The sequence below is a fragment of the Halorubellus amylolyticus genome (assembly GCF_034808145.1).
Lineage (GTDB): Archaea > Halobacteriota > Halobacteria > Halobacteriales > Natrialbaceae > Halorubellus.
In genome coordinates this window covers 568083-580540 of record NZ_JAXHGM010000001.1, presented here as the reverse complement: position 1 = coordinate 580540, position 12458 = coordinate 568083, and the positions used below count along the sequence as shown (strand labels likewise).

Sequence of the window (12458 nt, the reverse complement as noted above, 5' to 3'; positions counted from 1 at the left end):
CTCGTCAGGCCTCGTCGGGGTACTTCGGTTCGCGTCGCTCGGCGCGAGCGAGCGCGGTCTCGACGACGTCGCGGACGTCGCCGTGGAACTCGCTGCCGTGCCCGGCGTACATGTGCTCGACGGCCTCCGGGAACCGGTCGAGGAGCTGCTGGATACTCTCGATGAGGCGCTCGCGGCTCTGCCCGGCGTGGTCGGTGCGTCCGAAGCTCCCGTCGTCGAACGCGCCGTCGTCGTGCACGACGACGTCACCCGAGTACAGCGTCGTCTCGGAGACGAACGACACGTGGTCGCTCGCGTGCCCGGGCGTGTACACGACGTCGAACGCCTCGTCACCGAGACTGACCGTGTCGCCGTCCTCGATTGCGTGCGTTCGCTGGTCGTGCTCGGCGTACGCGTACACGTCCGGGTCGAACGCGTCGACGACGGCGTCCAGCTGCGCGACGTGGTCGCCGTGCTGGTGCGTGAGGTAGACTGCGTCGACGTCGTCGACGTGCTCGCGGACCGCGTCGACGACGCCGTCGTACGCGCCGGCGTCCACGAGCGCCGTCACGTCGCCCGTCGCGAGGTAGGCGTTGCACGTGAACGTCTCCGCGTCCGCCGTCACCGTATGTACTGTCACGTGTACACGGACGCACGGTCGATTACTAAAGCCTGACGCGCCATACCTTCGGAGACTGACGAATCGCCCGTGACGCTTTTGGGGTTGTACGACAATATTTCACACGTATGGGTTTTGGGAGTTACGACGAGTCCGAGCAGGGCTCGCAGGAAATCGACACAGACTTCGACGAGGATACCGTCGACGGCCGTGATACGGACAACGACGGTGAGGTCGACTTCGAGAACGGGGCATCGAACGACGAACTCCTCGACCGCTTGCAGGACATCAAGGACGAGACGTGAAGACCGGGGCGCGCGCGGTGGGTGTCGCCGAGTCCTACGTCGGCGACGTGAGCACCCTCGCGGGCGTGGTGGTTCGACGCGACCGGGCCGTCGAGGCCGTCTCCTTCGGGCGCTGTACGGTCGGCGGGAGCGACGCGACCGGTGCCGTCGGTGACGTCGTCGAGGCGCTTGACCGGCCGGACGCGCGCTACGTCCTCGTCGCGGGTGTCGCGCTCGCGTGGTACAACCTCTTGCATCTCGACGCGCTCCACGAGCGACTGGACCGCCCGGTCCTCGCGGTGACGTTCGAGGCGAGCGAGAGCCTCGAACCGGCGCTCGACGCCGCGTTCGACGGCGACGCGCTCGACGCACGCCTCGACGCGTACCGGGCGCTGCCGGAGCGGCACGCGGTCGACGTCGGGAAAGAGGACTCTGTCGGAAGCGGCGGCTCCGTCGCGAACGGTGACCGCGCCGAGGGCGCCGCAGACGGGGACGACGGCGACCGGAGCGCGGTCGTGTACGTCCGCGCGCTCGGCGTCGGCGACGAGCACGCCGCCGAGGTCGTCCGCGCGTTCACGCACGACGGCCGCCCCGAGCCGGTGCGCGTCGCCCGCGAGGTCGCTCGCGCCGGCGACGCCCTGCGGCGCGACACGTAGACCGCCACCGCGCCCACGGTCGACGCGACACGTGACCGCACAGCGCCCGCCGTCGACGCGGTTGCGCCCATCGGCCCCGTCGGGACAGCGGCCGGGGACGAAACCGTTAGGAGCGTTCCCCACCGCGGAGTGCACATGAGCGACGACGACGCGGTCGCGTTCGACGGCGCGACCGTCACCGCCTGCACGCGCTGCCCGGCACTCTGTGACTCGCGGTCGCGCATCGTCAACGGCGTCGGGCCCGACGACGCAGCACTCTGCTTCGTCGGCGAAGCCCCGGGCGCGAACGAGGACGACCGCGGCGAACCGTTCGTCGGCCGGTCCGGCGACGTCCTCGACGACGCGCTCGGCGACGTCGGCCTCCTCCGCGAGGACGTCCGCATCACGAACTGCGTGCGATGCCGTCCCCCGGACAACCGCGACCCGAACGGCGAGGAGCTCGCGAACTGTCGCGACCACCTCGAACGCGAACTCGACGCCGTCGACCCCGACGTCGTCGTCACCCTCGGGAAGGTCCCGAGCCAGCACCTCCTCGAACGCGACGTCGCCATCACGAACGAAGCCGGCGACGTCCACGACGTCCGCGTCGGTGACGAGACGCGACGCGTCGTCCTGAGCGTCCATCCGGCCGCGACGCTCTACGACCGCAGTCAACGCGACACGTTCACCGACGCCATCGCGGAGGCCGCGACGCTCGCCGGCGTCGAGACGGAGGGAAGCGGCGGGCAGTCCCGCCTCGGCGAGTTCTGAGCTAGTCGTTCGACCGGCCGAGCCAGCGATCGCCGTCGAACAGCCGCTTCACGGCGTCGAAGAAGCCGTCACCGGAGTTCTCCTCCGGACGGAGTCGAGAGCGGAGCCGCGAGGAGAACAGCTCCACGCTGATGACGATGACGATGACCATGAAGATGCCAGCGGCAGCGCGCGAGTACGCCAGCTGTGCGAGCTGCCCCTTGATGTACTGACCGAGGCCGCCCGCGCCGACGACGCCAAGCGAGATGGCGACGCGGACGTTGATCTCCGTGATGTACAGCGCCCACGCGATGAACGACGAGAACACCTGCGAGAGCATCCCGAAGCTGATGACCTGCGCGCGGTTCGCGCCGGTCGACGAGATGGCCTCGATGGGGCCCTCCTCGACCTCCTCGAGTTCGTCGGTGAACAGCCGTCCCATGTTCCCGATGGTGTCGGTCGCGATGGCGAACATCGCGGACAGCGGCGTCGGCCCGAACACGGGAATGTAGAACAGCACCCAAACGATCGCGGGGATCGCGCGGATGGTGCTCATCGTCCCGCGGAACAGGAAGTTGAACGGGAACGGCGTCACGCGCTCGGAGCCCAGGACACCGAAGAACAGCGCGAGCGGGAAGCCCACGACGGTCCCGGTGAGGCCGACGATGATGGTGACGACGCTCGCACCGATGATGCTCGTGCCCTCGTTACGCTGCATGATGGACTCGACGAGCGACCCGGGGTTCGCGAGACTCTCGAAGAACCCGTCCCAGCCGTTCAGGCCTTGCTCGGACGAGTACAGCGTGAAGAACTGGAAGTCCGGCGTCGCGAAGTTGAACATGTTGTCGAGGAACACCGGGAACTGTCGGGCGACCGCTGCCAGCGTGAACCCGAGGTACGTGAGGCCGGCGCCGGTCGCGGCGAGCACGCCGATGACCAGGCCGAGCATGAGGAACCGCCGGATGCGTTGCGCTCGCTCGATCTGCATGAGGCGGTCCTTGATTCGCTGGGAGGTATCCGCCTGCGTCCCACGCATCTCCACGGACGCGCTCTCCTCGCTCATTGTATCGCCTCCTGGGTGGCCGCGGACGCTTCCTCGTCCTCCTCGTAGTAGATCTCGTCGACGACGTCCATCGTCAGGTCGTCCCGCCCGCCGTCGAAGACGACGCGGCCGTCGCGCAGGCCGATGTAGCGCTCGCCGAACTCGCGCGCGAGCCCGACCTGATGGAGGCTGGCGATGGTGGTGAGCGTGCGTTCCTTCGCCGCGTCACGCATGTACCCCATCACTTCCTCGGCCGCCTTCGGGTCGAGGCTCGCGACGGGTTCGTCGGCGAGCATCAGGTCCGGTTGCTGGACGAGCGCGCGAGCGATCCCGACGCGCTGCTTCTGACCGCCGGACATCGAGCCGGCGCGCTGCTGGGCTTCGTCGAGCAGGCCGACGGTGTCGAGCGCCTCGAGCGCCGCGACCTTGTCCGGCGTATCGTACCACGTCAGGAGACTCCGGAGGAGGTCCTCGCGGCTGAGTGCGCCCGTCAGGGAGTTCTTGTACGCGCTCATCGACTCGACGAGGTAGTGCATCTGGAACACCATCCCGATGTCGCTGCGTCGGCCACTGAGCTTCTGGTCGCCCATGTAGACGCCGCCCTCCGTCGGTTCGGTGAGTCCATTGAGGATGCGTAGCAGGGTCGATTTCCCCGCTCCCGAGGGCCCGAGGAGCACCACGAACTCGCCCTCCGGAATGGTGAACGAGGCGTCCTCGAGCGCCACGGTATCCCCGTAACGCTTTGTCAGGTTCTCTACTGTAATCGCTGGCATTGGCAAATAATTCGTGAAGAACGGTTAGTTGCTTTCGGACTCGGGTCGACGAACGCAGTTATCCGTCGAGGAGGTCCGTGCTCAGGCCGAGGGAGTCCGCGACGTCGATGACCGGCTGGTACGTCTCGAGGCTCGCGGGGCGGACGCCGGAGAACCAGAGGTCGTCCTCGGTCTTGTCCTCGGGCGTCTCCGAGTTCGGCATGCCGTTCGCGCCGAGGTACGCGTCGTCGGGCGCGTTCGAGATGGCTTCGACGAGCTGCTCCTTGTTACTGTCGGAGAGCTCGGGGCTCGTCACCATCGGAGCGCGCGGGATGCCGTTCTCGTTGTAGTCCTCCATGTAGTCGGCGACCGGACGGACGCCGTCGACGTAGCCGTCGTCGCCCTGCGTGATGAACTTCCCGACGCCCGCCGCGTCGGCCTGGCCGTCCTGGAGCGTCTTGAACGCCTCGGCGTGCCCGGACCACGTCGCCGTGAAGTCGGCGCCGTTGTCGGACGTCGGCGCTTCGCCGATGGAGAGTCCTTCCTCCTTCAGCATCCAGAGCGGGTACAGCGAACCGGACGCGGACGTGATGTCCGCGAACGCGATCGTCTTGCCCTTGAGGTCGCTGAGGCTCTCGATGTCGGAGTCCTCGCGCGTGACGATGACGCTCGTGTACTTCCAGCCACCGTAGGCCTTCCGCTGGAGCGCGATCTCGGCGTCGTCGGACTTCACGCCGAGTGCGGCCGCGAACGGACCGGTCTCGGCGATGTCGGCGGACCCGGAGCCGAGGCCCTGGAGGACCGCGGAGTAGTTCGAGGCGTACTGGAGTTCGACGTCGGCGTTGTCGAGCTCGCCCTCGATGTGGTCTCGCATCGGCCCGTACTGCTTCTTCATGTAGTTCTGGGGCTCGGTCGGACTCATCATGAACTGGACCGTGCCGTCGTTGTACGGCTGGCTGCCGAAGCTACCGATGCAGCCCGCCATGCTCGTGAGCCCGAGGGCTCCCGCCGTGCCTGTCGCCTTGAGGAAATCGCGTCGACTTGCCATTGCGAATCAATTCATAGTTCTTGATTACGACCTTAAGTTTTCCTAATCGTTCTATGTATGACTATGTAGAAGAAAAATGAGACGGCGATTAGCTCTCATGTTAAACCGAGACGGCGAATCGGCGAGTCGGATTGGAACCCGCGAGGGCGTTTGAGAACAGATTCGAAAGAAGGGTCGGGTCCGGCGTCGCGTTCGACGTCGCGGCGGGCGACGGAACTGCCGGTAATGCCGGGGACTATAGAGGCGGCGTCAGGTGTACGGACCGAACAGGTCGAACGTGGTGTCGAAGTTCGACGTCACCGGGACGGCGTCGTCGCCGTTCAGGTTGTTCGAGTAGTCGGTGACCGCGGAGCCGAGGCGGAGGTCGGTGCCGAGCGCGCTCGCGAGGTCGTTGAGCGCGGTCGCGTCGCCATCGGCGGCGCCCATCAAGACGACCGCGCCACCGTTCGCCGCGAACGTCGACACCGCGTCGATCTCGTCGGTCGTGAACCCGCTCGCGGGCGTGGTGACGACGAGCGCGCGGCCGTTCGAGAGGTCGGCGGTCGCGAGGTCGTTGCGCTGCTGGAGCCCGACGTCCTGGCCTTCGAGGTACCGCATGTAGTACGCGGCGTCCTCGGTGGAGAGCGCGGCGTCCGAGCCGAACTGTCCGTGCCCGCCGTCCAGCAGGACGTTCCCGGTCGCGTCGTCCGCGACGGCGTCGACGAGGTTCGTGAGGAACGGGAAGTTCCCGTAGTCGCTCGTGTCGACGGCGTACCCCTCCTCGGCCTCGTAGGTCTCGTCGACGAGGAGGCCGCCGACCATCGCGACGTTGTTCGCGGCGTCGACGCCGACGAGCGCGTTCGCGCCGTCCGCGTCGGTCACGGGGACGCGACCGTCCGCGAGCGGCCCGTCGCTGCTCGTGACCGCGGCGGCCTGCGGGAAGAACACCTCGTCGACGCTCGCGTCGCGGACCTCGCTGGACGCGTCCGGGTCGGAGTTCGCCCAGATGCCGAGGTCGTTCGCTCGCGCCGTCGACTCCGCGGCGAGGAACTCGTCGTGCTTCGCGAGACTGGAGCCGTAGACGCGAGCGTACCCGTCCGCGACGATCTGCTCGTTGTAGAGGGTGTCCCGAGAGCCGTCGCCGGTCGCGTCGTACCTGACGTACGCGAGCAGCCGACCGAACGGGTCCGTCTCGCCCTCGTTGTCGTCGTAGAATATCTCGACGGTGTCGCCGACGTCGAACGCGTCCTTCGAGTACTGCGTGCCTTCGTCGCCCCACGTCGCGAGGTAGGAAAGCGACTCGATGCCCTCCCACTCCGGAGGCCGTTCGGCGTCCTGATTGCTTGCCTTCTCGGCGGTGTCGATACCGAGCACGCGGACGGATTCGATGGTGCCGTCGTCGAACCGGACGTCGAACGTGTCGCCGTCGCTGAGCGCGTCGATGGTGACCTCGGTCGTGTCCGGCCCGCCCGCGCTCTCGACGGCGACGGTGACGGTCGCGGTGTCGGTCGCGCCGTCGTCGTCGGTGACGGTGAGCGTCGCGTCGTAGCTCCCCGTCGCGTCGTAGGTGTGCGTGGGCGTCGCGCCGGTCGCGGTGGTGCCGTCGCCGAACGTCCAGTCGTAGCTCCCGATGCTGCCGTCGGCGTCGGTGGAGCCGGTGCCGTCGAAGGAGACGGACGTCCCGGGTGCGACGGTGGCGTCGTCGACGCTCGCACTCGCCGTCGGCGCCTCGTTGCCGTCGCCACCACCGCCGCCTCCGTCGCCATCGAAGTACGGGAAGTCGGTGACGAAGACGTCGGTCGTCGGCTGGTAGCTCGCACCGGCGTTGCTGTCGTCGTCGTAGACCTGGTCGTCATTGAACTGGAAGACGGTCCCGAGGCGCTCGCAGATCTCGTCGAGGCGCTGGGTGGCGTCGTAGTCGTTGTAGTCCGATTGGTCGTGGAGGAACAGCGTCCCGCCGTTCGCGACGAACTCGGCGAGCCGGTCGAGTTCGCCGTCGGTGAGGGACTCGCCGGGGACGGTGATGACGGCAGCGTCGGCGTCCGCGAGGTCGTTGTGGAGGTTCTGTGTGGCCCGGACGTCGAAGCCCGCGTTCTCGGCGGCGGTCTCGAACTCGCTGAACCTGTCGAGCGTCCAGTACTGGCCGTTGGATTCGTCCCAGAGGACGGTGCCGGAGCCGACCTCGGCGTTCCAGACGTTGAGGAGGAACTGGGCGTTGTCGTACTCGCCGGTGAGGGCGTCGTCGTCGACGAGCGTCGACCCGAACGCGACGACGCCGTCGTCGACCGCCATGAGGGGAATCTGGCGGGAGTCCCAGTACTCGAAGGCGTCGTCGTCGTAGTCGGCGTCGGCGTTCGTCGCGGTGTCCTCGGCCCAGACGGGGACGGACGCGTCGTCCGTGAGCGGGCCGCCGTCGGCGCGGTAGAACGAGCCCGAGGAGTGGAATCGGAGTCGCGAGATGGTGGATGCGGAGTTGTACCCTGTCTTCGCGGACGCCGACCCGGCCAGGGCCGTCGCCGCAGTGAGTTCCATGAAGCGTCGTCGACGCATCGCCCTACGATGTACAGAGAACTTAATTAAAGCCTTCTATGTCCTATATATAGGTTTATTATCTAACGTAAATAACTGGAGAGGGTTCAGATGGGGCAGAACGAACCCGAGTGGAGACAGGTATCCGAAGCACGCACTTCAAACGCCCGGCTTGGTGATATCCATCGGTATCTCAGCGGCGGCGTCACGGCAGATGGGGCCGGATGGGAAACCCGTATTGGTCGGCGGCGTCGACACTGCCGTATGAGCCAGCAGTCCGCGAGCGCAGACCGCACGGACGCCGCCGTCGCCGACGTCGCCGTCGTCGACTACGGCCTCGGCAACCTCCGGAGCGTCACGCGCGGCCTCGAACGCGCCGGTGCCGCCGTCACCATCACCGACGACGTCGACGTCATCCACGACGCGGACGGCGTCGTCCTCCCGGGCGTCGGCGCGTTCGGCGAAGGCATGGAGAACGCCGGGCCGTTCCGCGACGCCCTCCGCGAGGTCGCCGCGTCGGACACTCCCCTGTTCGGTATCTGTCTCGGCATGCAGATGCTGCTCACGTCGAGCGAGGAGGCCGAGACCGCCGGGCAGGGCGACGCGAAGGGCCTCGACCTCGTCCCGGGGACGAACGAGCGCTTCGCCGCCGACCTCACCGTCCCCCACATGGGCTGGAACGAGCTCGACGTCCAACGCGAGCACCCGCTCGTCGAGGGGGTCGACGGCGAGCACGCGTACTTCGTGCACTCGTACTACGCCGTCCCGGACGACGACGACGCCGTCGTCGCCACGACCGACTACGGGGGCGACTTCGCGAGCGTCGTCGCCAACGAGGACGGCACCGTCTTCGGCACCCAGTTCCACCCCGAGAAGTCCGGCGAGACCGGGCTGCGTATCCTCCGGAACTTCGTCGAGCTCTGCGTCGACGCCTGAGACGACTCTCGCGGACGCGCACCCACTCAGAACCGCTCCTTGTATATCTCGCCGTACGCCTGCCGGCGGAGCGTCACGACCGCGGCGTCGCGTTCGTCCTGGAACGTCGCCGCGACCGCTCGCTCGGCGAACGGCGCGACGTGCCACGCGACAGAGTCGACGTTCTCGCTCCCGCGCTCGACGACGTCCCCCTCGAAGTCCTCGCGCCACGCCTCGTACTCGTCGCGTGACCCGACGCGGACCTCGAGTTCCGCGGCGAACAGCACGTCGCGCGCGGTCTCGACGACCTCGCCGGTGACGCGCTCGCGGTACTCCTCGCGGTCGAACGCCATCGTCTTCGCGACCTCCTTCACGACGAGTTGCGCGGTCGGCCCGACGGAGTCGTACGCCTCGCGCACCTCGGCCTCGGTCTCGGGCGACAGCGTCCCTTCGACGTCCATGCGAGAGCGTTCCCGCGTCGAGAACTACTCGCTTTCGCTCCCAGCGTCGTCAACCGTGTCCGCGTCGTCGGCCGCGGCCGCGTCTGCATCGCCGTCCGCGTCGCCGTCCGTGGACTCATCGCCCTCGTCGTCGAGGCCGTACATCTTCTCGGTGAGTTCCCGCGCCTCCTGCATCACGCCGGCGGCGTCCTCGGTGAGGTCGCCGCGACCGCCAGCTGAGGCACCGCTCGCACCGGCCGCGTCGTGCGTCCCAGTCGCGCCCGGGCCGCGATGCCCGCCCTGCTGGGCGAGCTCGTCCTCCAGTCTCGCGCCGTGGTCGTGACCGGCGCTCTCGTCGCCGTCGTCGAGCTCGGGGACCTCGACGGCCGGAACCGCCTCTGCGACTTTCGGCGCGAGCGAGTCCGGGTCGTCGTCGCCCCACTCGGGGACGTGCTCGTCGAGCCACGACTCGTGGTCGTCACCGCGGATGACCGCGGTGAACGCGAGGTGGTTGGCGAGGTGCTCCGCGTCGGTCTCGGGGTTGTCGCACACCGGGCAACGGTACGCCATCGAGTCGACGCACGCGCTACGCGGACAAATGGGTTCGGGACTCGACGCGACCCGCCTCAGAACCAGCCGCCGCCCGAGCCGGCACCGGTGCTCGCGTCGCTCCCGTCGTCGTCCCCGTCGCTCGCGCCGTAGTCCCTGTCACGCCGCCCCCAGTCGTCGAGGCCGCGCACCATGACGAACGCGTCCGTGCCGTCGTCGTAGTACGCGTGGACGCGCCGGAGCGTCTGGAACCCGAAGTCCTCGTAGAGGTGGATGGCGGCGTCGTTGCCTTCGCGGACCTCGAGCTTCACGCTCGTCGCGTCGCCCTCCGCGAGCCGCGTCAGTGCGTGCGCGAGCAGCCGTCGACCGTACCCCTGCCCGCGGCGCTCGGGGTGGACCGCGAGGTCCTTGACGTGGCCGAACGCCCGGCCGTGGTTCGGGACGACGTCGGCGACGACGTACCCGACGACCGCGTCGCCCTCCGCGGCGACGAGAAACCCGGGTTCGTCGAGGAACCGGTCGAAGACCTCGTACGGCCACGGCTGCGGGAACGACGCCTTCTCGATGCGGTAGATGGCGAGGAGGTCCGCGCGCTCCGCGGGTCGGACCCGCGACGCGCCGTCGTCGGGGAGGGGAGCGGTCGTCGTCACGGCCGTCGATTGAGCGCGCTCGCGTATCAATTCTCGGGACGCTCGCCGAGGCGGCCGATAGCGGCGTCGGCGGCGAGGAGTGCGCCGACGGACGCGACGACCCCGGCGAGCTGGAGCGCGGTCGTGAGGAGGCCGAGCGAGACGATGAGCGTCGTCGCGCACGCTGGCGCGTGCGAGACGCCGAGGGCGCGCATCCCGAACGTGGTGGCGGCCACGGCGAGCGCGCCCGCGACCCCGAGGCGGACCGTCGCGAGCGCGCCCGGCGGCACCGCGGTGGTGACGACGTGCCCGCCCGCGAGCCCGTGGTACGCGACCGCGCCCGCGGCGACGCCGACCGCGTGCCCGCCGAGGACGACGCGCCCGCTCGGCGGGTCGTCGGCGGTCGCGAGCACGTACGCGGACGGGCCGAGGCTCGGGAACACGAGCGGGACGCCGGAGAGGAACGCCGCGACGGTCGACACGAGCAGGAGGACGCCGGCGCGAGCGCTCCGCGCCAGTTCGAGCGTCCGCGCCCCGACGGACCCCGCCGTCATTGCGGCATCCGAGCGCACGCGAGGGTTTCAGCGTGACGCTCTCGGTCGACTCGTCACCTTGGAGTCGGTTCAGTCCACGCGGAAGCCGTCCCGGAGCGGGTCCGCGGGGTCGCGGACGAACTCGCTGCGGCCCGTGACGTGCGCGGTCCCCGTGACGCGCGGGACGACCGCCGGCCGGTCGCCGACGGTCGTCGACGCGACGACCTCGCCGGTGAACGTCGTCCCGAGGATGCTCTCGACGACGAACGCGTCGCCGACGTCGAGCGCACCGCGGGCGTGCTGGACGGCGAGTCGACCGCTGACGCCCGTCCCGGTCGGCGACCGGTCTATCTGGCCGTCCGCGAACACGCAGACGTTCCGGGTGTCGGCGTCGTCGCCGCGAGCCGGTCCGCGGAAGATGGTGCCGTAGACGTACTCGAGGTCGTCGGCCTTCGGATGCTGGAGGTCGATTTCGTCCGCGACCGCGCGCTTGACCGCCATCCCAGCGCGGCGGAGTTCGTCGGCGTCCCCCGGCGTCAGGTCGAGGTCGAACGCCTCGACGTCGCAGTACGCGTAGAACGCACCGCCGTACGCGAGGTCGAACGAGACGCTCCCGTAGCCGGGGACGTCGACGGTCTCGTCGAGCGCGTGCACGAACGACGGGACGTTCTCGAACGACACCGAGGCGACCCGGTCGCGCCCCTCGTCGCGTTCGACCGTCGCGGTCGCGGTCACCAGGCCCGCGGGCGTGTCGAACCCGATCGTCGTCTCCGGCGGCGCCGCGTCGATCATCCCGGTCTCGACGAGGACGACGGCGAGCGCGACGATGCCGTGCCCGCACATCGTGCTGTATCCGTCGTTGTGCGTGAACAGCACGCCGACGTCCCCCTCGACCGATACCGGGTCGGTGAGGACGGCGCCGTACATGTCGGCGTGCCCGCGCGGTTCGAGCACGAGCGCGGTCCGCAGGTCGTCGTGGTTCGCCTGCATGTCCCGTCGCCGGTCGAGGATGGTGTCACCGTCGAGCGACGGGAGGCCGTCGACGACGACGCGAAGCGGCTCGCCGGCGGCGTGCGCGTCCACCGTCTCGACTCGCGCCCAGTCTTCGGGGAGGGCCGCGTCCCAGTTCATGCGCCCGACTCGTCCTCGAGCAGGCGTTCGTCGAGATAATCGAGGAGCATCGTCTCGACGTCGCTCGTGTCCACGCCCAGACTCACGCGGCGGTTGTGTGCGCCCGTGATCGCGGTGGTGACGAACGTCGCGACGGCGTCCGCGTCGACGTCCTGCCGGAACTGCCCGACCTCCTTGCCCTCCTCGACGTTCGACCGGACGACGTCGTGCAGCAACCGGTCGAATCGCCTGAGCTGGTGCTGGAACGCGGTGTCGTACGGCGCCTGACTCTCGATCTCGAGGATCGCCACGCGGAGCTCCTCGCGGCCGTCGTCGTCCGCGTGGTACGCGGTGCGGACGACCTCGCGCAAGCGCTCGCCGGGGTCGGCGCCCGCGACCTCCGCGAGGTCGGACTCGAAGTCCTCGTAGAGGAACTCCAGGAACGCCACGAGGAGGTCGTGCTTCGAGTCGAAGTGATAGTGCAGCGTCGACTTCGAGAGGTCCGTGCGGTCCGCGATGTCGACCATGCGGAGGTCCGCGTACCCGCGCTCGCACAGCGCCTCGAACGTCCCGCGCATGATCTGCTGTCTCGCCTCGGGCGTCTCGTCCGTCGCGCTCGTCTCACTCATACTGACCGACTAGTCAGTCGACGGGCTTGAAGCTTC

General features: G+C 68.9%; 15 protein-coding genes. 4 read left to right on the top strand and 11 right to left on the bottom strand.

The window, feature by feature from the left end:
- Nucleotides 1-4: 4 nt before the first annotated feature.
- Nucleotides 5-619, bottom strand: coding sequence for an MBL fold metallo-hydrolase (locus SM754_RS02910; RefSeq protein WP_323674713.1), 615 nt, complete (start codon nt 617-619; stop codon nt 5-7).
- 107 nt (nt 620-726) lie between these two features.
- On the opposite strand from SM754_RS02910, the gene SM754_RS02905 reads away from it, so the two are divergent.
- From SM754_RS02905 to SM754_RS02895, 3 genes are all read left to right on the top strand, one after another.
- On the top strand, nt 727-903 hold the full coding sequence (locus tag SM754_RS02905) for a DUF5786 family protein (protein WP_323674712.1): 177 nt from the start codon (nt 727-729) through the stop codon (nt 901-903).
- Nucleotides 900-1538, top strand: coding sequence for an endonuclease dU (locus SM754_RS02900; protein WP_323674711.1), 639 nt, complete (start codon nt 900-902; stop codon nt 1536-1538). Before SM754_RS02905 ends, SM754_RS02900 begins: the two co-directional genes overlap by 4 nt.
- Before the next feature lie 135 nt (nt 1539-1673).
- On the top strand, nt 1674-2288 hold the full coding sequence (locus tag SM754_RS02895; protein WP_323674710.1) for a uracil-DNA glycosylase: 615 nt from the start codon (nt 1674-1676) through the stop codon (nt 2286-2288).
- Between the two features lies 1 nt (nt 2289).
- Here the strand turns inward: SM754_RS02895 and SM754_RS02890 are convergent, their stop codons facing one another.
- The 4 genes from SM754_RS02890 to SM754_RS02875 all read right to left on the bottom strand — a co-directional run bounded on the left by SM754_RS02890 (nt 2290) and on the right by SM754_RS02875 (nt 7638).
- Nucleotides 2290-3330 carry a PhnE/PtxC family ABC transporter permease gene (locus SM754_RS02890; RefSeq protein WP_323674709.1) on the bottom strand — a complete coding sequence of 347 codons (1041 nt, stop codon included), beginning with the start codon at nt 3328-3330 and terminating at the stop codon, nt 2290-2292.
- Nucleotides 3327-4082: a phosphonate ABC transporter ATP-binding protein gene (locus tag SM754_RS02885; protein ID WP_323674708.1), complete on the bottom strand. Its 756-nt coding sequence runs from the start codon at nt 4080-4082 to the stop codon at nt 3327-3329. Before SM754_RS02885 ends, SM754_RS02890 begins: the two co-directional genes overlap by 4 nt.
- Before the next feature lie 58 nt (nt 4083-4140).
- Complete coding sequence (gene phnD, locus SM754_RS02880) at nt 4141-5109, bottom strand: phosphate/phosphite/phosphonate ABC transporter substrate-binding protein (RefSeq protein ID WP_323674707.1); 969 nt, start codon at nt 5107-5109, stop codon at nt 4141-4143.
- Nucleotides 5110-5358: 249 nt separating this feature from the next.
- Nucleotides 5359-7638 carry a DUF4350 domain-containing protein gene (locus SM754_RS02875; protein WP_323674706.1) on the bottom strand — a complete coding sequence of 760 codons (2280 nt, stop codon included), beginning with the start codon at nt 7636-7638 and terminating at the stop codon, nt 5359-5361.
- A gap of 243 nt (nt 7639-7881) precedes the next feature.
- Between SM754_RS02875 and hisH the strand changes: the two genes are divergently transcribed.
- The gene (gene hisH, locus SM754_RS02870; RefSeq protein ID WP_323674705.1) at nt 7882-8553 is read left to right on the top strand and encodes an imidazole glycerol phosphate synthase subunit HisH; all 672 of its coding nucleotides are present in this window, start codon (nt 7882-7884) and stop codon (nt 8551-8553) included.
- Between the two features lie 26 nt (nt 8554-8579).
- Here the strand turns inward: hisH and SM754_RS02865 are convergent, their stop codons facing one another.
- The 6 genes from SM754_RS02865 to SM754_RS02840 all read right to left on the bottom strand — a co-directional run bounded on the left by SM754_RS02865 (nt 8580) and on the right by SM754_RS02840 (nt 12422).
- Complete coding sequence (locus SM754_RS02865) at nt 8580-8993, bottom strand: DUF5809 family protein (RefSeq protein ID WP_323674704.1); 414 nt, start codon at nt 8991-8993, stop codon at nt 8580-8582.
- A 24-nt stretch (nt 8994-9017) separates the two neighbouring features.
- The gene (locus tag SM754_RS02860) at nt 9018-9542 is read right to left on the bottom strand and encodes a DUF5810 domain-containing protein (RefSeq protein ID WP_323674703.1); all 525 of its coding nucleotides are present in this window, start codon (nt 9540-9542) and stop codon (nt 9018-9020) included.
- Nucleotides 9543-9598: 56 nt separating this feature from the next.
- On the bottom strand, nt 9599-10171 hold the full coding sequence (gene rimI, locus SM754_RS02855; RefSeq protein WP_323674702.1) for a ribosomal protein S18-alanine N-acetyltransferase: 573 nt from the start codon (nt 10169-10171) through the stop codon (nt 9599-9601).
- Nucleotides 10172-10197: 26 nt separating this feature from the next.
- Nucleotides 10198-10704: an HPP family protein gene (locus tag SM754_RS02850; protein WP_323674701.1), complete on the bottom strand. Its 507-nt coding sequence runs from the start codon at nt 10702-10704 to the stop codon at nt 10198-10200.
- A gap of 69 nt (nt 10705-10773) precedes the next feature.
- On the bottom strand, nt 10774-11814 hold the full coding sequence (locus tag SM754_RS02845) for a proline racemase family protein (protein ID WP_323674700.1): 1041 nt from the start codon (nt 11812-11814) through the stop codon (nt 10774-10776).
- A complete protein-coding gene (locus tag SM754_RS02840; RefSeq protein WP_323674699.1) occupies nt 11811-12422 on the bottom strand; it encodes a TetR/AcrR family transcriptional regulator in 612 nt (203 codons plus the stop codon). Before SM754_RS02840 ends, SM754_RS02845 begins: the two co-directional genes overlap by 4 nt.
- Between the last annotated feature and the right edge of the window lie 36 nt (nt 12423-12458).

What these genes read in the sequence shown, in the direction of transcription:
- SM754_RS02865 (WP_323674704.1), bottom strand. Translation starts at nt 8,993, where the DNA reads ATGGACGTCGAAGGGACGCTGTCGCCCGAGACCGAGGCCGAGGTGCGC.
- SM754_RS02905 (WP_323674712.1), top strand. Translation starts at nt 727, where the DNA reads ATGGGTTTTGGGAGTTACGACGAGTCCGAGCAGGGCTCGCAGGAAATC.
- SM754_RS02885 (WP_323674708.1), bottom strand. Translation starts at nt 4,082, where the DNA reads ATGCCAGCGATTACAGTAGAGAACCTGACAAAGCGTTACGGGGATACC.
- SM754_RS02845 (WP_323674700.1), bottom strand. Translation starts at nt 11,814, where the DNA reads ATGAACTGGGACGCGGCCCTCCCCGAAGACTGGGCGCGAGTCGAGACG.
- SM754_RS02895 (WP_323674710.1), top strand. Translation starts at nt 1,674, where the DNA reads ATGAGCGACGACGACGCGGTCGCGTTCGACGGCGCGACCGTCACCGCC.
- SM754_RS02875 (WP_323674706.1), bottom strand. Translation starts at nt 7,638, where the DNA reads ATGCGTCGACGACGCTTCATGGAACTCACTGCGGCGACGGCCCTGGCC.
- SM754_RS02890 (WP_323674709.1), bottom strand. Translation starts at nt 3,330, where the DNA reads ATGAGCGAGGAGAGCGCGTCCGTGGAGATGCGTGGGACGCAGGCGGAT.
- SM754_RS02840 (WP_323674699.1), bottom strand. Translation starts at nt 12,422, where the DNA reads ATGAGTGAGACGAGCGCGACGGACGAGACGCCCGAGGCGAGACAGCAG.
- SM754_RS02850 (WP_323674701.1), bottom strand. Translation starts at nt 10,704, where the DNA reads ATGACGGCGGGGTCCGTCGGGGCGCGGACGCTCGAACTGGCGCGGAGC.
- hisH (WP_323674705.1), top strand. Translation starts at nt 7,882, where the DNA reads ATGAGCCAGCAGTCCGCGAGCGCAGACCGCACGGACGCCGCCGTCGCC.
- phnD (WP_323674707.1), bottom strand. Translation starts at nt 5,109, where the DNA reads ATGGCAAGTCGACGCGATTTCCTCAAGGCGACAGGCACGGCGGGAGCC.
- SM754_RS02860 (WP_323674703.1), bottom strand. Translation starts at nt 9,542, where the DNA reads ATGGCGTACCGTTGCCCGGTGTGCGACAACCCCGAGACCGACGCGGAG.